The following is a 21,426-nucleotide window of genomic DNA, read 5'->3' as shown; positions in this document are numbered from 1 at the left end:
TCGTGGCCGTGGCCTGGGACAGCGCGCACGCCGCCCCGCGCGGCGTCACCTTCTCGCAGGTGCGACTGCTCGTGGTGCTCGACAGCCTGTGCCGTGTGCCGTGTGCCGTGTTCGCGGCTCGCCGACGCGATGGGAGTCAACGCCTCCTCCGTCACGCGGCTGGCCGACAAGCTCGAGGCGCACGGGTACGTCGTGCGCGGCGAGGACGAACACCGCCGCACGGTGGTGACGATCGAGGTCACCGCTGCCGGGCGCGAGGTCGTCGCGGGGGTCCTGGATCGACGCCACCGCGCGCTGTCCGAGCTGCTGGCGGAAGTTCCGGCCGCGCGGAACCAGGCGGTCTCGACGGCCGTTCGCGACCTGGTCGCGGCGGCGGAATCGGCACCCGGCGTGCCCACGGCCGGGCCGGGTCGGCTGTGAAGATCCCGGCGCGGGCCGCGCACCTCGGCGACTTCACGGTCAATCCGCGGATGCTGCTGATCACCGCGATCGCGCTGCCGGTGGGCGGCGCGGCGGCGGTGGCGGCGTTCGCGCTGCTCAAGCTCATCGGCCTGATCACCAACCTGGTCTTCTACCAGCGCGTCGCCACGGATCTCGTCGCGCCGGGCGCGCAGCACCACCCGTGGTGGCTCGTCCTGCTCGCACCGGTCGTCGGCGGGCTCGTGATCGGCCTGATGGCGCGCTAAGGCTCGGAGAAGAATCCGCGGCCACGGCATGCCGGAGGCGATCGAAGCGATCCTCACCGGGGGTAGCAGGGTGGCCCCGCGCGTCGCGGTGCTGAAGCCGGTTTCAGCGGCGGTCAGCATTGGTACCGGCGGCCCGTTCGGTGCCGAGGGGCCGATCATCATGACCGGCGGCGCGGTCGGCTCGATCCTCGCGCAGCTGCTGAAACTGTCCGCGGACGAACGCAAGACGCTGCTCGTCGCCGGTGCCGCGGGCGGGATGACGGCGACGTTCAACGCGCCGCTCGCGTCTGTCCTGCTCGCGGTCGAATTGCTGCTCTTCGATGGCGGCCGCGCAGTCTCGTGCCGGTGGTCGCCGGGGTGTCGGTCGCGACGGTGTGCCGCGGTTTCCTGCTCGGCACCGGACCGGTTTTCGGGGTCCCGTTCACCGGGTCCAGCCCCGGCCCCGCCGCGGACGGCCTCGTGATCGGCATCGGCGGCCTGATCGAACCGCACGCCCTCGGCGTCGGCTACGACGTGATCGACACGCTGCTCACCGGCCACGCGACCGCGTCGCTGATCGTCGGAATTCTGGTCGTCAAGGCGCTGTCACTGGGATCAGGGACGTCCGGCGGCGTGCACCGGTGTTCATGATCGGTGCGGCGTTGGGTGCCGCGGAAGGAGGCTTGCTTCCTCAGGTGGCGCCCGGATTCTGGGCGACGTGCGGGCTGGCCGCGGTGGTCGGCGGGGTGATGAGGTCGCCGCTGTCCGGCATTGTGTTCACTTTGGAACTGACCCACGCGTGGAGTTATCTGCCTCCGCTCGTCGTCGCGTCGTTCTCGGCGTACGCGCTTTCGGTGTTGCTGCTCAAGCGTTCCGTGCTCACCGAGAAGATCGCGCGGCGTCGGCTGCACCTCACTCGCGAGTACACCACTGATCCACTTGAGACGTTCTTCGTGCATGAAGTGATGACGCACCAACCGGATGTGCAGATGTCGGCAGATGTCATTGTGTATGCGGACGATACTTTGCGCGACGTCGCGAACGAACTTGCGCTCGGGCATACGACGCAGGCGTTGGTGGTCGACCGGCATGATCCCTCGCGCGTGCTCGGCAAGGTGACGTTGGCGCAACTGCTGCACGCGCGGCGGCGAGACCTGCACGAGGAGTATCACCGGGAACGGCTGCTGGGTCCGTCGGTCAGCGCTTGAGTCGTTGTTTGTCCACTTTGCCCACAGGAGTCAGTGGTAGCTCGTCGCGGAACTCCACAGTGGACGGTACGAAATGCTCGCCGCCGAGTTCTTCGCGGACCTGGTCGCGTAGTTCGTCAGCGGTTGTGTTGGCGGCGACCACCACGGCGTGCAGAAGGGCTCCGTCCGGCCCGGCCGCGGGGACGACTGCGGCGGCTTTCACCTTGGGATGGCTGAGGAGTGCGTGCTCCACTGTGGTCGAAGAGACCTTCGTGCCGTGCTCGCCGGTCACGATGACGTCGTCGATCCGGTCCTCCAGATAGAGGTAGCCGTCCTGGTCGAAACGGCCGAGGTCGCCGGTGCGCAGCCAGCCGTCGCCGATCAGCGGTTGTCCGTGGTAGCCGTCCATCATGGACAGTCCGCGCACGAGTACTTCGCCGTTCTCGATCCGAGCCTCCATGCCTGGCACGATGCGGCCGACGGAGCCGAGAAGTTCCGGCCGGGCAATGACTTCGTCCGCGGAGATGCTGGCGATCATCGGTGCTTCGGTGAGCCCGTAACCCTGTCCGACGACCGGGCCGAAGACCTTGAGCGCCTCGGCCAACCGGCGGGGCGGTAACGGTGCGGCCCCGAGGGATAGCTGCTGCACGATGGATACGTCCGTTGTGGACAGATCCGGATGTTCGAGTACTGCGGCGAGTCGCGGAGGAGTAAGGGAAAGCGTTGTGACGCGATGGCGTTCCACGTCGGCGAGAAGTGTTTCGGCGTCGAACTCTCGGTGCAGCACAACAGTGTTGCCGCAGCAGAGCGCACCGAGGACGGCGGCGTTGCCAGTCATATGCGTGAGCGGGGCGGTGACGAGGGCGGTCTTGGTGCCGTCCGGCTGGAAGATGTGCGCCACGCCGTCGTAGATTCCGCTGTGCCGGATCAGTTTCGGAGTTCCGGTGGTGCCGCCGCTGGGGAAGATCGCCGTGACGCGATCCGGCAGAGTGTCCGGAGTGGACGGACGCGCGACGGCGAGCGTGTCGAGTTCGGCGTCGGTGAGCAAGCTCGCCCCGGTGGCCGCCAGCGTCGCCGCCCGTGCCGGACGGCTCGCGGACGCGGCGATCAGCACGACTTCCAGCCCTCGCAACTGCGCGGCAAGCTGAGTGAGCACCACTTCCGGCCGGTTGGCGGCGTCGATCGCCACCATGCCGCGTACCTCGGCGAGTCCACTGTACAGCCGGGACAGCAGCTGTGCTGCCGCCCGGTACGTCATTGTGGTGTCGTCGTGGTGGAACAGCACGGTGTCGCCGCCGTCGCGGAGCGCGGAAAGGACGCGGGACAGGAAAAAGCTCACCCGGCACACCGTAGTCGCGTGTTGGCCGGGAACGGCGATCGCGGCTAGGTTCGCTGTCATGACCGCTCCGCCCGCGATCGACGCGGAACCGAAAAGCTGGCGCCGCGCCTTTGCCGACCTGCAGGCCGGGCTGCGTGCCCGGGAGCTGTGGGCGTTGCTCGCGTGGCAGGACATCAAACAGCGCTACCGCCGTTCGTCGCTGGGCCCGTTGTGGATCACTGTCGGGATGGCGGTCACCGCGCTCGCGCTGGGCGTGGTGAACTCCGCGTTGTTCGGCACCTCCATCTCGACCTTGCTGCCGAGCATCACCACCGGGCTCATCCTGTGGAACTTCATGAACGGCTGCATCGTTGAGGGTTCGGAAACGTTCATCGCGAACGAAGGGATGATCAAACAGCTGCCGGCGCCGGTGTCGGTGTACGCGCTGCGCACGGTGTGGCGGCAGGCGTTGTACCTGGCGCACAACCTCGTCGTGTACGTGGTGGTGCTGGCGATCTTCTTCGGGAAGCTCTCGCAGCCGTACCGCTTGGTGGACAAGGCGGGCGCGCTCCTGCACCCCGGGCTCGGCTGGGGAATGCTGCTCGCGGTGCCCGCGCTGATGCTGGTCTTGCTGAACGGCGCGTGGGTGGTGCTGCTGTTCGGGGTGGTGTCCACGCGGTTCCGCGACATCCCGCCGGTGATCCAGAGCTTCATCACGATGCTCTTCTACGCGACGCCGATCATGTGGTCGATGGACCAGGTGCGCGCGATGAACCAGGGCTCGCGCGAAGGATTCGGGTCTGTCGCGGTGAATTTGCTGCAGCTCAACCCGGTGTACCACTTCGTCGAGATCGTGCGCGCGCCGCTGGTCGGGCAGCAGCAGAGCTGGACGCACTGGCTCGTCGCGGGTGTGGTGACCGTGGTCGGCTGGTCGCTGGCGTTGCTGGTGCTGCGCAATTACCGAGCCCGGGTCGCTTACTGGGTCTGAAGTCCATTTAGGACCCTTTAGCCGACGCTGGTCTCGCCGACGTCAGCCGAGCAAACGCGCCCGCCGGGGTTTAGCGTTGTCCCCACGACCCGCGCGCGAACGGAGGCCACATGAAGCGTCGGAAGGCATTGCTGGCTCTCGGCGTGACGGTGCTCGCGATGAGCACGGTCGCCGCCACCCCCGCCGGACTCACCCCGCGGCAACTGGCCGGACAGCGGGTGATCTACTCCTATCCCGGTCTGACCCCGCCCGATGCTCTGCTGCAACGCATCCGCGCCGGAGAAGCGGCAGGCGTGATCTTCTTCGGCGAGAACATCTCGAGTTCCCAGCAGATTAGCGGCGTCGTACGACAATTACGGGACGCGAACGCGCAAAGCCCGGTGCACCGCCCGTTGTTGCTGATGACCGACCAGGAAGGCGGCAAGGTCCGCCGCTTGCCCGGAGAGCCGGTTCTCTCGGCGAAGCAGGTTGCCCAGTCTTCGGACCCGTCGGCCGCGGCCAAAGCCGCTGGCACCGGCGCTGGTCAGAACCTCGCTGGGGTGGGCATGAACGTAAACCTCGCGCCAGTTCTGGATGTCTACCGCCAACCGGGCAATTTCATCGACAAGTACGGCCGGTCTTACAGCCAGGATCCCCAGGTGGCCGGTGCGCTGGGCCGGGATTTCGTCACCGCCCAGCAGGCAACCGGAGTCGCCGCGGCGGCCAAGCACTTCCCCGGCCTTGGCGCCGTCCCGGCCGGAAGCAACACAGACGTCGGGCCGGTAACGTTGAACGTGCCCTTGCCTGAACTGCGCGCTAAAGACGAGGCTCCCTACCGCCCGGTGGTCGACGCGGGGGTGAAGCTGGTGATGCTCTCGTGGGCCGTGTATCCGGCCCTGGACGCCTCCCGTCCGGCCGGACTCTCGCCGTCGGCCGTGCAGGAACTCCGAAACAGTACGAAGTTCGCGGGGGTGACCGTGACGGACGCTTTGGAGGCCGGCGCGCTGAAGTCCTATGGAGGGCCGGGAAACCGCGCGGTGCTGGCGGCGAAGGCCGGGATGGACCTGATCCTGGCCTCGGCCCGGGATGTGAGCCAGGGGGATGATGCGGCGTCAGCGCTGGCCGCGGGGTTGTCGGACGGATCGCTGCCGGATGGGGAGTTCACCGCGGCGGTGGATCGGGTGTCGTCGTTGCGGGACGGGGTGAAGTGAGGGCTTCGGGGGTGGGGTTTTTGGTGCGTTGGTGAGGGGATTGCTTCGGGCGGGTTTGGGCGTGCGGTGGGCTGCCGTGTAGTGCCTGGTTGCGGGGCGGGTCTTTGCTTGCCGGGCGGTGGGGTGCGTCTGGTTGCGGGGCGGGCTTTGCTTGCCGGGCGGTGAGGTGCGTCTGGTTGTGAGGAATTGTTCCGCTCGCCGTGAGGTGAATTTTCTTCAGCGAGTCTGGGTCTTGAGGCTGTGCGGGAGCTTTCCTCGGTGAGGTTGTCGGTGTTTGAGCGCGCTCTGGGCGCTGCTTCCGGCTGAGCCTCGCCGCCGAGGTTGCGTCGAAGGGCTTGCTGCTGAGTCCGACGTGCTCTGCTGCGCGATGAGGTTCTCGCGTTGCTGCTGGTCTCCCGTGCCGGGCGACTAGGTCCTTACCCCTGCCCGCGGTGCGCTGGGTGGCAAGGGTCTTGGCGTTGCTCCCGGCGTGCTTTGCTGCGCAGGGCAGCCTGGGATCCTGCTCCGCTCTGCCTCGCCGTGTCGCGAGGTTCTGCATCCCGCCCCGATGCAACTCGCCGCGCGGAACGGGTCCAGCCCTCGCTCCCGGTATCTCTCGCCGTCCGGCTCCGTGACGCGGCAGCCAGTCAGCGGTGTCCTTCCTTCGGGCTAGCTGCGAGCCTGGTCGTCGTGCGGCCCCTGCTGGCGGCGTGGTAGCCGGGACCTGCGCAGCCCCTTGCCCGCCTCCGCGATTATCCAGCAAACAACCCCCCGTTCCGGTGACACCCGGCGGTGTGGACATCGCGCTGTCGGCGGGCCGAACGGGCACCCTTGCGTGCGACCCACCCACGACGGGAGGACGAATGCAAGCTTGGTGGCTCCTGGTGGCCGTCGCCGCGGTGTTCGTGGTGCTGGCCGTGGTGTTCCTGCGCCGCGCCGCCCGGCGTCATTCTGTTCCGTCGCCTCCGCCAACCTCCCCGCCGGACGACTCGATGCGCCGCTGGGTCTCCCCGTCGGACGACGTGCCCCGCCGCGCCCGCCACCGACTGGACGAGGCGCATCCCCTGGCGCGCTACCCGGTCGCCCGGCAGCGTCCGATGCCGCACCCTCGACCGTCGGCACAGCAGCAGGATTCCGCACAGGAACGGCGAGACTCCTAGCCCGGGTCCTGGAAGCATCCGCTCCAAAAACGCTGCCAGCTGCCCATCAGGGCATTGCCGAGACTCGCTTGTGTTCATCCCTGTGGGCGAACGCCGAGGCGCCTTTTTTGTCGGTGCCCGCTGAGATGCTTCCGGCATGGTTCCCGTGCTGCTTCTCGTCGACGTCCAGAACAACATGCTTCTCCCACCCACTCCAGTGCCCGATGCCGACCGCGTCGCCGCCGCGATCTCGCGTGTCCTGGAGCGGGCGAGAGCCGCGGGTGCGCAGGTGGTACACATCCGGAACAACGGCACCGGCGACGACCCAGACGTGCCCGGTACCTCCGGCTGGGAACTGGTGCACGAGGTCCGCCTGGGCGAGCACGTCGTCGACAAACAGACGCCCGACTCCTTCGCCGATACCCCGTTGGATTCCCTGCTGCCGGAGTCAGCACCGCTGGTCGTGGCCGGAATGCAGAGCGACTTCTGCGTCCGAGCCACCTCCTTGGCTGCCCTCAAACGCGGTCATGAGGTCACGCTGGTCCAAGACGCCCACGCCACCTACGACGACGAACTCCCCGCCGCGGAGGGGAGTGCCCGGGTGGACGAGGAACTCTCGACGGCAGGCGTGAAACTCGTCGGAAGCGAGGAGGTGGTCTTCGCCTGATCCCGGCACCGTCGAGCCGACGGCAACTGTTGAGCCTCCGCGATCGATTTCATCGCTGAATCGCAGCGAAAACAGGTGTTGGACCGGGTGGTCGACGCGAGCCAATACTCAGCCCATGACGTCTGCGCCTGGCGACTCAGCCGAGGATCCAGCCCGAAGCGACGACCGGCACCTGGACGGTGGCGTGTCGGCGGACCGGTCCGCCGACACCGAGACTGGCCTGGATGTTGCGGGAGGCGCGGACGATCGCCGGGGTGTGCGGGACGGCGTTGCCTTCGGTGCGGTGGGTGATCGCGCCGTGGCCGACGCAAGACTGGCGGCGAGCGTCGAGTCGGCGCCCGGCGTCACGTCGGTGGCGAGTGTCGGCCGGGCGGCCGGTGCCGATGCGGTGCTGGGTGTCGAGTCGGTGGTGAGCGTCGGCCGGGCGGCCGGTGCCGATGCGGTGCTGGGTGTCGAGTCGGTGGCGAATGTCGGCCGGGCGGGCGGTGCCGCTTGGGTGCCGAGTGTCGAGTCGGTGGCCAACGTCGACCAGGCGGCCAGCGTTGGGCCGGTGCATAGCGCGGAGTCGGTAGCCGTCGAACCGATAGCGAGTGTCGACTCTGCGGCTGGCGTCGAGCCTGCTGTCAGCCCTGCGGCTGGCGTCGAGTCGGTTGTCAGCCTCAGCCCGGCGGCCGATGCTGACTTGGTGGCGCGTGCCGATCCGGTGCCCGGTGCCAAGTCGGCCGCGAGAGTCGATCTCGCGGCGAGCGCCGATCTCGCCGCCAGGGTCGGGTCGGTGGCGGGCGGCAGTTTGGCGGATGGCATCGAGTCGGCAGTCAGCGTCGGTCCGGCAGCCGAGGTCGAGGTGGTCGACGGAGGGACTCGCGATGTCGTCCGGTTGTTGCGGCGCTTTGGCGGGCGCGCGTTCGCGTTGGCGTTCGTCGCCGGGATGACCGGGTTGACGACCGTCGCGCTGGTGTTGGGGTTGGTCGGGTTTGCGCTGGTGCTCGCGCCGGTGCGTGGGGTCAGGCGAGGAGGTGGGCCAGCAGCGCCCGTGCCGCCGGGTTGGTGAGGTTTGCCGAGCGGCCGGTCAGGTAGATCGTGCGGGCCAGCGTCGGCTGGGTGAGGTGGGCGAACGGCAGTCCGGACCTCGCGGCGACTTGTTCTGGAACCACGGTGACGCCCAGGCCGGCCGCGACCAGGTCGACTAGCAGGGGGACGTTCGTTGCTTCGCACACCTGGTCGCGGCGGACTCCGGCCTCGGTGAAAGCTCGGTCCACCAGGGCTTGCAGGCCGCTGCCGGTGAAATCTACGAAAGGTTCACCGTCCAGTTCCGCCAGCCGGACTCGGCGGCGGGTCGACAGGCGGTGTCCGGGGTGGGTGAGCAGGACCAAGTTTTGCTGCCAGCTGGCGAACTCGGCCAAATCCTCAGGCAGCGGACCGCCCACATAGGACAGATCCAGTTCGCCGTCGGACACCGCGGCGGTCAGTCCGGGGATCGTTCCTTCCCGGACGCGCAGCCGGATTCCTGGGTAGCGGGCGCGGAATTCGCCCAGCTTCGCGGGCAGGTCGATGACGGTCAGAGTCTGGATGGTTCCGATCGACACCCGGCCGCGCGCGAGGCCGGTCACCGCCGCCACCTCGCCGCGGGCGGAGTCGACGTCCGCGGCGATTTGGTGAGCCAGGGGGAGCAGGGCGTCGCCCGCGGGAGTAAGAGTGACTCGGCGGGTGGTGCGGTCGAACAGCTCCGCGCCGAGATCGGCTTCCAGTTTCCGGATGGACGCACTGAGCGCGGATTGCACGACGTGCACGTCTTGCGCGGCGCGGGTGAAGTTGCGGTGCCGGACTACGGCGAGGAAGTGTTCGACCTGCCTCAGCTCCATCGGCTTCGCCTCCGTCTCGCCACCGGGAGAGTGGTGCTCGCCGAACGTACCGCGCGGGCCGGTTCGCGACGGCGGATCCAGGCAGAGGCGGGGGTCACGGCAGCTGGGCCCGATGGCGGGCCGGGGCGAGAGGCGGTGGGTTCGCGCGGGTGGAGTTGGTGCGAGGCGGAGGGCCTGGATGAGTGGCCGCGGTGCCGGGCCAGGGGGTTAGTCGGGTGGGCGGGGCAGTTGGCTGCGAGGGCTCTGCGGATGCGGTTAGCGAGAACCGGACGGTTGCGGAGAGCCGCGATGCCATGTCCGGTGGGCAGCCGAGGCGGGACGGGTGCCCAGGGCCGGGAGGGGCTCGTCCGCTGGGGATGAGGAGCTGACAGCGGACGGGACGCGCGCTGGACAACGCACCGAGGGGCGTGGGGCTTTCGCCGAATTCCGTGGGAGCCCCAGGAACCCAGGAGCCCGGGAGCCCGGGAGCCCGGGAGCCCGGGAGCCCGGGAGCCCGGGAGTCCGGGAGTCCGGGAGTCCAGGGAGTCCAGGGAGTCCAGGGAGTCCGGGGAGCCCAGGAGCCCAGGAGCCCCGGGGAACCCAGGAGCTCCCGGAACCGAAGAGCCGAGAGAGCCTTACTGCGCCGTAAACCCGCCATCCACCAAGATCTCCACCCCAGTCACATAAGAGGACTCCGCGGAAGCCAGGAACAGAATCACGTCAGCGACCTCCTGCACCTCCCCCGTCCGCCCCATCGGGACGCCTTCCACCTGCTTCGCTCGCCACACCGGATCCGTGGAGCCGCGCGAGGTGCGCATGGGCGGCAGAAGGCCGGGCGCCACCGCGTTGACTCGGATGCCCTCGCCTGCGTAGTGGACCGATGCGGTGGTCGTCATCGCTTTGATCGCGCCCTTGGACGCGGCGTATCCCAGGTGCACGCCGACCTGGCCGATCGAGGCTGAGATCGACGTCAGGTTCACGATCGAACCGCCGCCCCTGCCGGACATCGCCGCGGTGCCGTGTTTGATGCCCAGGAACACTCCGCGGGCGTTGACTTGCAGCAGGCGGTCATAGAAGGCCGTGCTGGTCAGGTCTGGGTCGAAGGTGCCGCTGATGCCGGCGTTGTTGACCAGCACGTCGAGCTTTCCGTGGCGGTCCAGGACGTCGGCAATCGCAGCGGTCCAGGAAGCCTCGTCGGTGACGTCCAGGCGGTGGTATTCGGCCTGGCCGCCGAGCGCGCGGATCTCCTCGGCCACAGCGGCGCCGTCAGTGTCTTCGACGTCAGTGACGACGACCGTCGCGCCTTCGCGGGCGAAGGTGAGGGCGGCCGCTCGGCCCATTCCGCTCGAAGCGCCGGTGATCAGGGCGATCTTGTCGGCCAAACGCATGTGGGGTGCCCTTTCGCTGGTGGGGACCCCAGTCTGCCGCCGGGCCGGGAGAGCGGCCGGATCAGGCCAGTTCCGCGGAGACGACGGACGACAGGTCACGAAGGGCGTCCAGCAGCGAGTCGAGCGCATCGGGGCTGACCAGGACCGTGCTGACCATGCTGCTTTCCCGGACGCCCTCGCGGACGTCGACGGACAGTTCGTGGATCAGCTTCCCGTGCTGGGTCAGCGTGGCGACCAGACCGGGGATCTGGTCGATGCCGCCGACGAAGTACGTCGCGATCCGGCGGCGGACCAGCATGGCGGGAGCGGAGGTGTACGGGGCGGACGAAAAGGTGCTCAAGGACATGGCGTTCTCCGGGAAGAAGGTCTGGCGGGAAAGGGGCCAGGTCCCGAAGAAAGAAAACGGCGTACGCCAGCATGCGCGCCGGCAGCCTGGTTCAGCCGGCGCGCTGGGTTACGAGTCGCTCGGACGTCATGAGGCGCAGCACGGCGTCAGGCTAACACGGCATCGCGAGAAGGCAAAAGAATCCACAATGGACAAACGAGATCAGCCGGGTTCGTTCCACGGCAGCCGCTTGCGCAGCAAAGTGGCCGCACGCAGGGCGACCTCCACTTCCAGCCGATGGTCGGCGAGCGGCCGTCCGCACAGTTCCTCGGCCTTGCGGACGCGGTAGTGAACGGTGTTCTTGTGCAGGTGCAGCCGGGCGGCAGCGTGCGTGTAGCTGCCGTCGGTGTCGAGGAAGACTCGCAGCGTCTCGCGCAGCTGTTCGGTGCCGGGATCGTCGGCGACGAGGTCTCCGAGGACCCGCGCGATCCAGCGGTACACGTCGTCGGACTGCTCGGTGAGCAGGGCGGCGATCGCGACGTCGTCGAACAGCACCACGTTCAGGCTCTGGTCCTCGTCGGTCTCCGCGACGGCCCGCGCTCGCACCGCCTCGCGCAGCGAACCGCGGAATCCGGCCAGCCCGTAGCCCGGCGCGCCCAGGGCCAGCCGCAGGCCGCCGCCGATGTCGGTGACGCCGGAGCGGAGTTGTTCGACCTCGATGTCGTCGTGTTCCGCGCTGACCGTCCAGCTCCACAGCGTGCGGTCGTCGGCCAGCATGGTGAGCGCCGGACCACGCCCGCACACCTCTTGGAGCAACCTGGCCGCGGCTTGCAGTTCGCCCGCGCCCTCGGCGGGCAGCCACGCGACGGCCGCGCAGTGCCACTGCCGCATCGGGAAGGCGAGCAGCTGCTGTGCGGCGTCCTCGGTGAGGGTGTCCGAATCGAGCACCAGCCGGATCTGCGCGGCCCGCGCGGCTCCGGTGCGGCTGCTCCAGCGCCGGCGTTCGGTCTCGAAGATGTCGATGAGGCCCTCGATGACCTGGTCGATGTAGCGGTTCGTACGGCGGGACAGCTCGGCCAGCACGGCGAGCGCGAGCTGGGTGCTGAGGTCCGGCATCCGCTCCAGCGCCTCGATCGCCCACTGCTCGAACCGGTGCTCGCCGAGCCGGTACGCGCGCAGCAACGCCTCCAGCGACAGCTCGTGCTGGGCGAACCGGCGCGCGTACTCGGCCGCCGCGGGCGGGATGGTGATCCGTTCGAGCGGGATGGAATGCGACAGCATGTCGAGGATCGCGACCAGATTCGCCGACGTGCTGGCGATCATGAGCTTGCGGACCGTCTCGTCGTGCCGGAACTCCGGGATCACCTCGACGAACCAGTCGGTGAGCTCGGCGGTGCGCGCGGGAAGGTCGGCGTCGATGGCGTGCGCGAGCTCGGCCACGACGGCGTCGACGGCGTCGGACATGGCGGTCAGGGTAACCACCGGTCCGCCGCGACGACAGGCGAGCGGCCTCGTTCACCCCCTCGGTGCGGGCGATTGTGACCCGGGCACAACGACGCGCGAGACCTTCGGTTCTGCGGCCTATGGTCCGCGTCACTGCCCGTCCTTACCGTCATTTCCCACTAAGCCGCCCTGGGAAAGGACTTCGACGATGCACCTCGCGGCGCTGCCTGAAGAACGGGCCCGGCGGAACCCGAACCTGCCCTGTCTCGCTGACGAACACGGCGAACTCGGCAACGCCGGTTTCGCGGTGCGAGTGCGCGGCGCGGCGGCCGCGTTGCGGGCCCGAGGGGTCGGCGCGGGTGACGTCGTCGCGGTGCTGCTGCCGAATCGGGTGGAGTTCGCGGTGGTGTTGTTCGCGGCCTGGCGGCTCGGTGCCGCGGTCACGCCGGTGAACCCGGAGCTGACCGACGGCGAGGCCTCGTTCCAGATCGCGGACGCGCAAGCGAAAGTCGTGGTGGGGCAAGAGGATTCGGACCTGGTGACAACGCGGCTGGAGGAGCTGGCGACAGCCGCGCCGGACGAGGGTCCGGTGGCCGGCGACGATCAGGCGATCGCGTTGCTCATCTACACCAGCGGCACCACGGGACAGCCGAAAGGCGTGGTGCTCGATCACGGCAACGTGCGGGCGATGACCGAAATGATCGTCAACGCGCTCGAACTCGGTCCAGCGGACCACAGTTTGCTGATCTTGCCGCTGTTCCACGTCAACGGAATCGTGGTCAGCGTGCTCGCGCCGCTGTTCGCTGGTGGTCGTTCGACCATCACCGCGAGGTTCCGTGCCGAAAGCTTCTTCAGCGTCATCGAGCGAGTCCGTCCGACGTATTTCTCTGCCGTACCAGCGATTTACGCGCGGCTGGCGGGTCTCCCGGACACTGTGCAGCCGGACACTTCTTCGCTGCGGCTGGTGGTCTGCGGTGCCGCGCCGATGCCCGCCGAGCTGATCCAGCGCGTCGAGCAACGGTTCGGTGTGGTGGTGGTCGAGGGCTATGGACTGTCCGAGGGAAGCTGTGCTTCGACGCTGAATCCGCTGGCCGGACCGCGTAAACCGGGCACCGTCGGGCGTCCGCTGCCCGGTCAGGAAGTCGCGTTGATGGACCCGCAGGGGCGACTAGTGACCGACGGGCCTGGCGAGGTCGTGGTCCGCGGCTCGAACGTGATGCGCGGTTATCTCAACCGGCCCGAGGCCACCGCCGCGACGATCGTCGACGGCTGGCTGCACACCGGCGACGTCGGGCGGTTCGACGAGGACGGTTACCTCGTCCTGGTCGACCGCATCAAGGACATGATCATCCGGGGCGGGGAGAACCTCTACCCCAAGGAGATCGAGAACGCACTGCACGCGCACCCGGCGGTGCTGGAAGCCGCGGTGGTCGGCGCGCCGCATCCGGTGCTCGGCGAGCTGCCGGTCGCGACCGTGACGCTGTACCCGGCCGCGGTCGTGAGCGAGGCCGAGCTGCTTGCCCATTGCCGGGCCCGGCTGACGCGGGTGAAGGTGCCGGTGCGGATCGACATCGTGCCCGCGCTGCCGAGGAATCCGGTCGGCAAGATCGACAAACCCGCGCTGCGCCGGGAACTCGCCGCGGCGGGCTGATTCCACTCTTTGGAAAGAAACAATCCGTGCCCGCGGCAGCGGGCCCGGTCGATGCTGCCCGGAGAAAGGCGGAGAACAATGGGGTTCAAGACAGGGGACTTTCCCCCGGTCGATCCGGAGACCTTCCTGCGGAAGCCACTGTTCGAACGGACCAAGGCGCTCGCGCTGCACTGGGTCCAGTTCGGATTCGGCTCGCCCAAGATGATCCCGGCCACCTACGTGGTGAAGCTGGCTTTCCTCTACGTGCTGGCCGGGGTGGCGTTGGTGACCGCGACGTCCGGCGTCGGCCCGTTCTGGGACGTCGCCGCGTGGTGGCACGAACCGGTGGTTTACCAAAAGCTCGTGCTGTGGACGGTACTGCTGGAAGCGGTCGGCGTCGCCGGTTCCTGGGGGCCGATCGCGGGTAAGTTCAAGCCGATGACCGGCGGGATTCTGTTCTGGGCGCGTCCCGGAACGATCCGGCTGCGGCCGTGGAAGCGTGTGCCGTTCACCGCGGGCGACCGGCGAAGCGGCTTCGATGTGCTGCTGTACCTCGCTTTTCTCGCCACGCTGCTGACCGCGATCGTGCTGCCGGGCGTCCCGGACGCTACGCTCTTGGCGGCTCTGCCAGGCAACACCTCGGGGCTGGTACGTCCGGCATTGCTCATCGCGCCGATCGTGCTGTATGTGCTGAATGGCTTGCGGGACAAGACAGTTTTCCTTGCCGCGCGGGGTGAACAGTATCTGCCCGCGTTGGTGTTCTTCGCGTTCCTGCCGTTCGTGAACATGATCATCGCCGCGAAACTGCTGATCTGCCTGGTCTGGATCGGTGCGGGCGTCTCGAAGTTCGGCAAGCACTTCACGAATGTGGTGCCGCCGATGGTGTCCAACAGCCCGTGCGTGCCGTTCAAATGGCTGAAGCGAGCGCATTACCGCGATTTCCCGAAGGACCTCCGGCCGTCGAAGCTCGCGACGTTCATGGCGCACGTCGGCGGGACGACGGTGGAAATCATTACCCCGCTGGTGCTGCTGTTCTCTACCAATCACTGGGTCACGCTCGCCGGGGTCGCGCTGATGGTGGTCTTCCACCTGTTCATCACGTCCACGTTCCCGCTGGCCGTGCCGCTGGAATGGAACATCCTCTTCGGATACCTCGCGATCTTCCTGTTCCTCGGCTTCCCCGCGAGCGCTGGGTACGGCGTTGGCGACATGACGCCGGGCTGGCTCGCCGTCGTGATCGCGGCCGCCCTGCTGTTCTTCCCGATTCTGGGCAACCTGCGGCCGGATCTGGTGTCGTTCCTGCCGTCGATGCGGCAGTACGCGGGCAACTGGGCGTCGGCGCTGTGGGCGTTCGCGCCGGGTGCTGAGGCGAAGCTGAACACGTTGCCGCACCGGCCGACGAAGAACCAGGTCGACCAGCTGCAGGCGATGGGCTACCCCGCCGAAATCGCCGAGATCACCATGCAGCAGACGATTGCCTGGCGGTCGATGCACAGCCAGGGTCGCGGTTTGTTCTCCGTGCTCGCGAAGAGCCTGCCGGACCTCGACGCGCGGACCGTGCGCGAGGCTGAATTCGGCTGCAACTCGATCCTCGGCTTCAACTTCGGCGACGGGCATTTGCACGACCTCAGCTTCGTCAACGCGGTGCAGAAGCGGGTCGGCTTCGCGCCCGGCGAATGGATCGTGGTGTGGGTCGAGTCGCAGGCCATCCACTCGAAGGTGCAGCATTACCAGGTGATTGACGCGGCGCTGGGCGTGATCGAGCGCGGCCACTGGACGGTGGCCGACGCGGTCAACGAACAGCCGTGGCTGCCGAACGGCCCGATTCCGCTCACCGTCACCTGGACCGCGAGCCCCGCGACGACGAGCAGCGTGCTGGCATGACCACGGCGGTCGTGGTCGGCAGCGGCCCCAACGGGCTCGCTGCGGCGGCTGTGCTGGCGCGCGCCGGGGTCGACGTGACGGTGCTGGAGGCCGCCGACGAAATCGGCGGCGGCACCCGCACCTACGAGGCGATCGTCCCCGGCCTGCTCCATGACCACTGCTCCGCGACGCATCCGATGGCGGTTGGTTCGCCGGTGCTGACCGACCTCGGGCTCGAGCGGTACGGCCTGCGCTGGCGGCTACCGGAGATCGATTGCGTGCACCCGCTCGACGACGGCACTGCCGGTGTCCTGCGGCGCTCGGTCTCCGCCACCGCCGCCGGGCTTGGTCTGGACGAACGGCGCTGGTCGACGCTGTTTTCCTCGCCAGCGCAGAACTATGACGCGCTGAGTGAGGACATTCTCGGCCCGCTGCTGCGAGTACCAGAACATCCGTTGCTGCTGGCCCGGTTCGGTCTGCCGACGGTCGCTCCGGCGACCGTCCTGGCCCGGTACTTCCGCACCGAACAGGCTCGTGCGTTGTGGCTGGGCGTGGCGGCGCACGCGTTCCGGCCGCTGGACCGGCCGCTGTCGTCCGCGATCGGGCTCGGCATTCTCACCGCGGGCCACCGGCACGGCTGGGCGGTCGCCGAGGGCGGGTCGCGGGCGATCAGCGACGCGTTGGCCGCGCTGGTGGCCGATTTCGGCGGGAAGATCGAGACCGGCGTGCGGGTGCAGTCGGTGTCGCAGCTGCCGCGGGCGGACGTGGTGGTGTGGGATGTCGGGCCGAACACGCTGGCTTCGGTGCTCGGCGACCGGTTGCCGCCGCGGATCCGTCGGGCGTACGAGCGGTTTCGCTACGGTCCCGGTGCGTTCAAAGTAGACTTCGCGGTGCAGGACGGAATTCCGTGGCGGTCGCCGGAAGCGCGGTCGGCCGGGACTGTCCACCTGGGAGGTTCTGCGGCGGAAGTCACCGCGGGAGAACGCGAAGTACACAATGGACGGATGCCGGAGCGGCCGTTTGTCTTGCTGGGTCAGCAATACCTGGCCGATCCGTCCCGTTCGGTCGGCAATGTGCATCCGGTGTGGGCGTACGCGCATGTGCCGCATGGCTACACCGGTGACGCCACCGAGGCGATCACCGCGCAGATCGAACGGTTCGCGCCGGGCTTCCGGGAGCGCGTCATCGGTTCGGTGGCCACGTCGTCGGCGGAATTCGCTGCCGGGAACCCGAACTTCGTCGGCGGGAACATCCTCACCGGTGCGAAGGACGTGCGGCAGCTGGTGTTCGGTCCGCGCACAACCTTGCAGCCTTACGACGTCGGCGTTCCGGGGCACTTCGTGTGTTCCGCGGCCACGCCGCCGGGACCGGGCGCGCACGGGATGTGTGGCAGTCACGCGGCGGCGCGGGCGTTGCGGTACCTGAGGCGGTAAGGATTACCGGATCAGGACCCCCGGATTCAGCACACCAGCTGGGTCGAGGGCGTTCTTCGCCGCGGACAGGGCGGCGGCGAACGGATCCGGGCGCTGCCGGTCGTACCACGGGCGGTGGTCGCGGCCGACCGAGTGATGATGGGTGATCGTGCCGCCGCTCGACAGAATCGCTTCGGACACCGCGGTTTTCAGCTCGTCCCACTGCGCGACGGTGCTGCCCCAGCGGCCGGTCGCGTAGATGCCGTAGTACGGCGCGGGACCGTCTGGGTACACGTGGGTGAACCGGCAGGTCACCACGCCCGCGCCGCAGATCTCGGCGATCGCCGCGTTCGCGGCCGTCGTGACTGCCTCGTGCAGGGATTCGAACGCGTCCCAGGTGCAGGCGGTCTCGAAGGTCTCCACCACCATCGACCGGCGGGCGAGCGCGTCGCGCTGGTACGGCATCCGCAGGAACGCGGAGCGCCACGCCGAACCGGATTCGCCGCGGCGGGCGGTGACGGTGCCGCCGTGGTCTGAGGTGAGTTCGAGCGCGCGGTCCAGCCAGGCGTCCACCGGATGGTCGGCGGACTCGAACGCGAGCAGCAGCAAGCCGTCCGCCTGGACGCCGGTGTTGAGGAACGCTTCGCCGGCGTCGAGGAGTCGGCAGTTCGCCGGGTACAGGCCGGACTGGGCGATCGCCCGGGTCGCTTGTACTGCGTCGGCGTAGCGGGCGAAGCTCACTGAGGCTTTCGCCTGCCAGTGTGGACGTTCCTGCAGTCGCATCCAAGCTTCGGTGATCACGCCCAGTGTGCCTTCCGAGCCGAGGAACAGCCGATCCGGCGACGGTCCGGCCCCCGAACCGGGCAACCGTCGCGACTCGCTGATGCCGGCCGGGGTCACGACGCGCAGGGACTCGGTGAGGTCGTCGATGTGCGTGGCCAGCGTGGCGAAGTGGCCGCCGGCGCGGGTCGCCAGCCAGCCGCCGAGCGTGGAGTGCGTGAACGACTGGGGATAGTGCCGCAGCGTCAGCCCGTGCGGGCGGAGCTGGTCCTCCAGGGCGGGCCCGTACACCCCGGCCTGGATTCGGGCGGCGCGGCTCGTCGGGTCGATCTCCACGACCTGGTCGAGGCGGCCGAGATCCAGCGACACCGCGGGCGCGGGGAACCGCGGTTCGACGCCGCCGACGACGGAACTGCCGCCGCCGTAGGGGATTACCGGCGTGCTGCTGGTGGAACACCAGTCCAAGAGGTCGAGCACATCCTGCTCGGACTCCGGGCGCGCGATGAGGTCCGGCACCGCTTCGACCCGTCCTTCCAGGTTCCGGACGACGTCCCGGAAAGCCTTGCCGCGCGCGTGCGACAGCCGGTCGGTCCGGTCGGTCGAGCACAGCCGGGCCAGCGCGGCGGGCGGGCGGAGGCGGGACGGTGGAACCGGCAGATCGTCCGGCGAGGGAGGAGCGTGGTCGGTGAAGTCATGCGCGGGCAGGAAGGCGGACGTGCGCGCGACCAGTGCCTCCGACTCCTCGGCGGTCAACGCTTCCTCGGTGTCGCCCCAACCCCACCAGGACCGTGTCATCCGTCTGCTCCCTTCCGAATTGACCCTTGAGTAACTTACTCTAGGGTAATAGGCACTGAGGAGGAAAGATGAGCGTGCTGACCGCTGCCGCGCCGTTCGTGGTGAACCGGGTGCTGCCCCGCTTCGACCAGCGGATCGAAGAGTCCGCGAGGCCGTTCGACCGGCCCGATCTCCTGCGGCCGCATCCGGACTCGCGGACCTGGGCGTGGACGCATTACGGCATCTTCGTGCCGCAACTGCCGGGGCCGCATCGCTACCTCAACACGATGACGCTGATCGGCAGCACCGGCGCGGTCTGCTTCGACAACGACTACCTCGCGACCTCCGACGCTCGTCGCACCACGACCGTCCTGTCGTCTACCGCCGCGCCTGGGCATCACCACTATCAGGCCTACGATTCGCACACCGAATGCCGCTTCGCGGAGGACGGTTCACGGCTGGAGTGGGACTCGGATCTGGCTATCGAAGCGGCGCATCCGTCGTATCAGGTGCATGCGCGTTACTCCGGGTTCTCGGCGGACTTGGCGATCACCGCGACGCCGCAGGTTTCGTGGTTTGTGCGCAATCCGGCGTATGACCATTTGAGTCTGCTCGCGACTTTCAGCGGGATGATTACTGACGACACCGGTGAGACCGAGATCGGTGGTCTCTGCACTGTCGAGTACGCGCGATCGGTTTCGCCGCAAGCACTTCGGCGTACGCCGTTGCCGCCGCGGTTCAAGTTGCCGATTGACTTCTTCACCTATCAGATCATCAATCTCGATGATCGAACGCAGTTGTTGCTGACCGACGTTCGGGCGGCTGGGGCGACCGCTTGTCGGCTCGCGTATTTGCGCACGCTTGACGGTGACGCGGCGGTGTTCCGGGAGGTGCGGGTCGAGGTGGAGCATCGGGCCGAGCCGGAGGTTGATCCGCGGGGGCGGGAGATGCGGGTGCCGGAGCGGTTTCGGTGGACGGTGCGGGATGGGGCGGAGGAAGTCGTGGCGTTGGAGGCGGTTGTGGACAGTCCATTGAGGTATGGACATGGACGCGGGTATGTCGGCGCGTACACGTATTCCGGCGCGTTTCGGGGGCGGCCGGTGTCGGGGAGTGGGTACTTCGAGTGGGTGGATTGCGAAGTCAGCCGCGCAGGGAGGTAAGGATGCGCGCGCAGCGTTGAGCGGTGATTTCGGCGGGTTCTTCCGGGTGCTCCAGCCACCAGTTGACGGTGGCGGCTACCGCGCCGTACCAGATGCGGGCGAACAGGGAGGCGTCCGCGGGATCGGCGAAACCGGCTGTGGACAAGGCTTCTTGGGTGCCTTCCGCGCCGAGTGCCGACAGTTTGCGACGGTAGGAGCGGGCGGCTTCGTCCACTGCGGAGCCCGGGGGCAGCGTCGGGTCCCAGAGGACGGCCCAGTCCAGGCGGCGGGGTTCCAGGGTGCGGAAGATCGCTTCCAGGGTGCCAAGGGCTCGGGTCAGACCGGTGCCGGTCTGGGCTTCGGTGACGGCGTCGACCAGCGGGGCCGCGCCGCGGTGCAGGCAGGCCAGGTAGAGGCCGTCCTTGGACTCGAAATAGCCGTATACCAGCGGTTTGGAAATTTCCGCCCGGCGGGCGATGGCGGCTACTGAGGCGTGGGCGTAGCCCTGGGCGCCGAACTCCTGGACGGCGGCGTCGAGAATCAGCCGCTCCCGTTCGGGTCGCGGCATTCCTTTGCTGCCTGCCGAATTCGCCACCTGCTCAGCATAGCCGATCCTGCTCGCGGGGCGCGTTGGTCCATTGTGGACGCTGTGGGGTTGCTCGCGTTGGTAGGCTGCTCGCACGGGTTTCGCGAGACAGGGGAGTGTCGCTGTGTCTACTCATCACCTTGTTACTGACGGTGCGGACATTGTTTACGACGTGCACAATCAGCCGGTTTCGGAGGGGAGCCGGCCGTTGGTGATGATCGGGCAGCCGATGGAGGCAGGTGGGTTCAGCGAGCTCGCGGCGCTGTTTCCGGAGCGGGCGGTGGTTACTTATGACCCGCGGGGGCTTGGGCGCAGTACTCGGTCTGACGGGCGTACGGAGAATCGGCCTGAGGTGCAGGCTGGGGATGTGCATGCGGTGATTGAGGCGCTCGGGGTGGGGCCGGTTGATTTGTTCGGCAGCAGTGGTGGGGCGGTCACCGCGCTGGCGTTGGTGGCGGGGTATCCGGGGGATGTGGTGACGTTGGTGGCGCATGAGCCGCCGGTGATTTGGGCGTTGCCGGATGTCGAGGGGGCCGCGCGGGCTTGTGATGGGGTGACTGAGCGGTATCTGGAGCGGGGGTGGGGGTATGGGATGGCTGCGTTTATCGCTATGACCAGTTGGGTTGGGGAGTTTACTGAGGAGTTTTTCGCGCAGCCGGGGGCTGATCCCGTTCGGTTCGGGTTGCCTGTTGAGGATGACGGCAGGCGGGATGATCCGTTGTTGTCTTCTCGGTCTCGGCCGGTTATTGACTATGTGGTGGATGTGGAGGGGCTGAGGGCTTCGGGGGCTCGGGTTGTTTTGGCTGTGGGGGAGGAGACCGGGGATACGTTTACTGGGCGGACTGTTCGGGCTCTTGCTGGGCGGATGGGGACTGGGGTGACTGTGTTTCCGAGTCATCATGGGGGGTTCTTGGGGGAGGGGAGCGGGTATCCGGGGCAGCCTGGGGCGTTCGCTGTTCGGTTGCGGGGGGTTCTTGGGTGAGTCTCTTGGCTCGGGCTCGTCGCCTGGCGGCGACATTGCTGCGGTGTTGCGTGGGGGCACCCCGAAGCTGAGTGTGACTACGGCGCGGAGGTGCTTGTCAAGGCGGGAAAGATGCCTTGACAAGCACCTC

22 protein-coding genes are annotated in these 21,426 nt (G+C 68.2%); 15 read left to right on the top strand and 7 right to left on the bottom strand.

Going from position 1 to position 21,426, the window contains the following annotated elements; translation table 11 throughout:
* Positions 1 to 102 precede the first annotated feature (102 nt).
* The 5 genes from ACZ7SW_RS42410 to ACZ7SW_RS42390 are packed head-to-tail and all read left to right on the top strand — an operon-like array spanning position 103 to position 1,873.
* Positions 103 to 420, top strand: coding sequence for a MarR family winged helix-turn-helix transcriptional regulator (locus ACZ7SW_RS42410; protein WP_470236021.1), 318 nt, complete (start codon positions 103 to 105; stop codon positions 418 to 420).
* Positions 417 to 686 (top strand): hypothetical protein, encoded by a 270-nt coding sequence (locus ACZ7SW_RS42405; protein WP_470236020.1) that lies wholly within the window; start codon positions 417 to 419, stop codon positions 684 to 686. Before ACZ7SW_RS42410 ends, ACZ7SW_RS42405 begins: the two co-directional genes overlap by 4 nt.
* A gap of 28 nt (positions 687 to 714) precedes the next feature.
* Complete coding sequence (locus ACZ7SW_RS42400; protein ID WP_470236019.1) at positions 715 to 1,149, top strand: chloride channel protein; 435 nt, start codon at positions 715 to 717, stop codon at positions 1,147 to 1,149.
* On the top strand, positions 1,146 to 1,316 hold the full coding sequence (locus ACZ7SW_RS42395; protein ID WP_470236018.1) for a hypothetical protein: 171 nt from the start codon (positions 1,146 to 1,148) through the stop codon (positions 1,314 to 1,316). The genes ACZ7SW_RS42400 and ACZ7SW_RS42395 overlap by 4 nt, the downstream gene beginning before the upstream one ends.
* Positions 1,317 to 1,348: 32 nt before the next feature.
* Entirely contained in the window at positions 1,349 to 1,873 is a 525-nt protein-coding gene (locus ACZ7SW_RS42390) for a chloride channel protein (RefSeq protein ID WP_470236017.1), read from the top strand.
* Here ACZ7SW_RS42390 and ACZ7SW_RS42385 read toward each other — a convergent pair.
* Positions 1,863 to 3,191: a class I adenylate-forming enzyme family protein gene (locus ACZ7SW_RS42385; RefSeq protein ID WP_470236064.1), complete on the bottom strand. Its 1,329-nt coding sequence runs from the start codon at positions 3,189 to 3,191 to the stop codon at positions 1,863 to 1,865. The two genes, ACZ7SW_RS42390 and ACZ7SW_RS42385, sit on opposite strands and share 11 nt — an antisense overlap.
* Positions 3,192 to 3,249: 58 nt before the next feature.
* On the opposite strand from ACZ7SW_RS42385, the gene wzm reads away from it, so the two are divergent.
* From wzm to ACZ7SW_RS42360, 5 genes are all read left to right on the top strand, one after another.
* Positions 3,250 to 4,158 carry a galactan export ABC transporter permease subunit Wzm/RfbD gene (wzm, locus tag ACZ7SW_RS42380; protein WP_470236016.1) on the top strand — a complete coding sequence of 303 codons (909 nt, stop codon included), beginning with the start codon at positions 3,250 to 3,252 and terminating at the stop codon, positions 4,156 to 4,158.
* A gap of 110 nt (positions 4,159 to 4,268) precedes the next feature.
* Positions 4,269 to 5,348, top strand: coding sequence for a glycoside hydrolase family 3 N-terminal domain-containing protein (locus tag ACZ7SW_RS42375; RefSeq protein ID WP_470236015.1), 1,080 nt, complete (start codon positions 4,269 to 4,271; stop codon positions 5,346 to 5,348).
* Between the two features lie 842 nt (positions 5,349 to 6,190).
* A complete protein-coding gene (locus tag ACZ7SW_RS42370) occupies positions 6,191 to 6,487 on the top strand; it encodes a hypothetical protein (protein WP_470236014.1) in 297 nt (98 codons plus the stop codon).
* Positions 6,488 to 6,623: 136 nt separating this feature from the next.
* On the top strand, positions 6,624 to 7,133 hold the full coding sequence (locus ACZ7SW_RS42365; protein ID WP_470236013.1) for an isochorismatase family protein: 510 nt from the start codon (positions 6,624 to 6,626) through the stop codon (positions 7,131 to 7,133).
* A 184-nt stretch (positions 7,134 to 7,317) separates the two neighbouring features.
* The gene (locus ACZ7SW_RS42360) at positions 7,318 to 8,184 is read left to right on the top strand and encodes a hypothetical protein (RefSeq protein WP_470236012.1); all 867 of its coding nucleotides are present in this window, start codon (positions 7,318 to 7,320) and stop codon (positions 8,182 to 8,184) included.
* On the opposite strand, the gene ACZ7SW_RS42355 is transcribed toward ACZ7SW_RS42360, so the two are convergent.
* The 4 genes from ACZ7SW_RS42355 to ACZ7SW_RS42340 form a co-directional block, all read right to left on the bottom strand.
* Positions 8,138 to 8,995 (bottom strand): LysR family transcriptional regulator, encoded by an 858-nt coding sequence (locus ACZ7SW_RS42355; protein ID WP_470236011.1) that lies wholly within the window; start codon positions 8,993 to 8,995, stop codon positions 8,138 to 8,140. The two genes, ACZ7SW_RS42360 and ACZ7SW_RS42355, sit on opposite strands and share 47 nt — an antisense overlap.
* A gap of 614 nt (positions 8,996 to 9,609) precedes the next feature.
* The gene (locus ACZ7SW_RS42350; RefSeq protein ID WP_470236010.1) at positions 9,610 to 10,362 is read right to left on the bottom strand and encodes an SDR family NAD(P)-dependent oxidoreductase; all 753 of its coding nucleotides are present in this window, start codon (positions 10,360 to 10,362) and stop codon (positions 9,610 to 9,612) included.
* A 61-nt stretch (positions 10,363 to 10,423) separates the two neighbouring features.
* Positions 10,424 to 10,708 (bottom strand): hypothetical protein, encoded by a 285-nt coding sequence (locus ACZ7SW_RS42345; protein ID WP_344271141.1) that lies wholly within the window; start codon positions 10,706 to 10,708, stop codon positions 10,424 to 10,426.
* A gap of 201 nt (positions 10,709 to 10,909) precedes the next feature.
* Positions 10,910 to 12,151, bottom strand: a complete 1,242-nt coding sequence (locus ACZ7SW_RS42340) for a PucR family transcriptional regulator (RefSeq protein WP_470236009.1) — start codon at positions 12,149 to 12,151, stop codon at positions 10,910 to 10,912.
* A 187-nt stretch (positions 12,152 to 12,338) separates the two neighbouring features.
* On the opposite strand from ACZ7SW_RS42340, the gene ACZ7SW_RS42335 reads away from it, so the two are divergent.
* The 3 genes from ACZ7SW_RS42335 to ACZ7SW_RS42325 all read left to right on the top strand — a co-directional run bounded on the left by ACZ7SW_RS42335 (position 12,339) and on the right by ACZ7SW_RS42325 (position 17,056).
* Positions 12,339 to 13,781, top strand: a complete 1,443-nt coding sequence (locus tag ACZ7SW_RS42335) for a class I adenylate-forming enzyme family protein (protein ID WP_470236008.1) — start codon at positions 12,339 to 12,341, stop codon at positions 13,779 to 13,781.
* A 78-nt stretch (positions 13,782 to 13,859) separates the two neighbouring features.
* The gene (locus tag ACZ7SW_RS42330; protein ID WP_470236007.1) at positions 13,860 to 15,644 is read left to right on the top strand and encodes a DUF3556 domain-containing protein; all 1,785 of its coding nucleotides are present in this window, start codon (positions 13,860 to 13,862) and stop codon (positions 15,642 to 15,644) included.
* Positions 15,641 to 17,056: a phytoene desaturase family protein gene (locus ACZ7SW_RS42325; protein WP_470236006.1), complete on the top strand. Its 1,416-nt coding sequence runs from the start codon at positions 15,641 to 15,643 to the stop codon at positions 17,054 to 17,056. The genes ACZ7SW_RS42330 and ACZ7SW_RS42325 overlap by 4 nt, the downstream gene beginning before the upstream one ends.
* 3 nt (positions 17,057 to 17,059) lie before the next feature.
* Here the strand turns inward: ACZ7SW_RS42325 and ACZ7SW_RS42320 are convergent, their stop codons facing one another.
* A complete protein-coding gene (locus tag ACZ7SW_RS42320; RefSeq protein ID WP_470236005.1) occupies positions 17,060 to 18,610 on the bottom strand; it encodes an FAD-binding oxidoreductase in 1,551 nt (516 codons plus the stop codon).
* Between the two features lie 68 nt (positions 18,611 to 18,678).
* Between ACZ7SW_RS42320 and ACZ7SW_RS42315 the strand changes: the two genes are divergently transcribed.
* Positions 18,679 to 19,749, top strand: coding sequence for a DUF6670 family protein (locus ACZ7SW_RS42315; protein ID WP_470236004.1), 1,071 nt, complete (start codon positions 18,679 to 18,681; stop codon positions 19,747 to 19,749).
* Here ACZ7SW_RS42315 and ACZ7SW_RS42310 read toward each other — a convergent pair.
* On the bottom strand, positions 19,730 to 20,323 hold the full coding sequence (locus ACZ7SW_RS42310) for a TetR/AcrR family transcriptional regulator (protein WP_470236003.1): 594 nt from the start codon (positions 20,321 to 20,323) through the stop codon (positions 19,730 to 19,732). The genes ACZ7SW_RS42315 and ACZ7SW_RS42310 overlap by 20 nt on opposite strands.
* A 205-nt stretch (positions 20,324 to 20,528) precedes the next feature.
* On the opposite strand from ACZ7SW_RS42310, the gene ACZ7SW_RS42305 reads away from it, so the two are divergent.
* On the top strand, positions 20,529 to 21,296 hold the full coding sequence (locus ACZ7SW_RS42305) for an alpha/beta fold hydrolase (protein WP_470236063.1): 768 nt from the start codon (positions 20,529 to 20,531) through the stop codon (positions 21,294 to 21,296).
* Positions 21,297 to 21,426 lie beyond the last annotated feature (130 nt).

The sequence above is a fragment of the Amycolatopsis sp. NPDC114484 genome (assembly GCF_055633755.1).
The sequence above is the reverse complement of the archived record's forward strand: the minus strand, read 5'-3'. Positions and strand labels throughout refer to the sequence as shown.

Bases quoted from the DNA above. Each gene is read 5' to 3' on its own strand.
- ACZ7SW_RS42315 (WP_470236004.1), top strand. From the start codon at position 18,679: ATGAGCGTGCTGACCGCTGCCGCGCCGTTCGTGGTGAACCGGGTGCTG.
- ACZ7SW_RS42325 (WP_470236006.1), top strand. From the start codon at position 15,641: ATGACCACGGCGGTCGTGGTCGGCAGCGGCCCCAACGGGCTCGCTGCG.
- ACZ7SW_RS42330 (WP_470236007.1), top strand. From the start codon at position 13,860: ATGGGGTTCAAGACAGGGGACTTTCCCCCGGTCGATCCGGAGACCTTC.
- ACZ7SW_RS42370 (WP_470236014.1), top strand. From the start codon at position 6,191: ATGCAAGCTTGGTGGCTCCTGGTGGCCGTCGCCGCGGTGTTCGTGGTG.
- ACZ7SW_RS42320 (WP_470236005.1), bottom strand. From the start codon at position 18,610: ATGACACGGTCCTGGTGGGGTTGGGGCGACACCGAGGAAGCGTTGACC.
- ACZ7SW_RS42350 (WP_470236010.1), bottom strand. From the start codon at position 10,362: ATGCGTTTGGCCGACAAGATCGCCCTGATCACCGGCGCTTCGAGCGGA.
- ACZ7SW_RS42340 (WP_470236009.1), bottom strand. From the start codon at position 12,151: ATGTCCGACGCCGTCGACGCCGTCGTGGCCGAGCTCGCGCACGCCATC.
- wzm (WP_470236016.1), top strand. From the start codon at position 3,250: ATGACCGCTCCGCCCGCGATCGACGCGGAACCGAAAAGCTGGCGCCGC.
- ACZ7SW_RS42305 (WP_470236063.1), top strand. From the start codon at position 20,529: ATGATCGGGCAGCCGATGGAGGCAGGTGGGTTCAGCGAGCTCGCGGCG.
- ACZ7SW_RS42375 (WP_470236015.1), top strand. From the start codon at position 4,269: ATGAAGCGTCGGAAGGCATTGCTGGCTCTCGGCGTGACGGTGCTCGCG.
- ACZ7SW_RS42355 (WP_470236011.1), bottom strand. From the start codon at position 8,995: ATGGAGCTGAGGCAGGTCGAACACTTCCTCGCCGTAGTCCGGCACCGC.
- ACZ7SW_RS42345 (WP_344271141.1), bottom strand. From the start codon at position 10,708: ATGTCCTTGAGCACCTTTTCGTCCGCCCCGTACACCTCCGCTCCCGCC.
- ACZ7SW_RS42400 (WP_470236019.1), top strand. From the start codon at position 715: ATGCCGGAGGCGATCGAAGCGATCCTCACCGGGGGTAGCAGGGTGGCC.
- ACZ7SW_RS42365 (WP_470236013.1), top strand. From the start codon at position 6,624: ATGGTTCCCGTGCTGCTTCTCGTCGACGTCCAGAACAACATGCTTCTC.
- ACZ7SW_RS42335 (WP_470236008.1), top strand. From the start codon at position 12,339: ATGCACCTCGCGGCGCTGCCTGAAGAACGGGCCCGGCGGAACCCGAAC.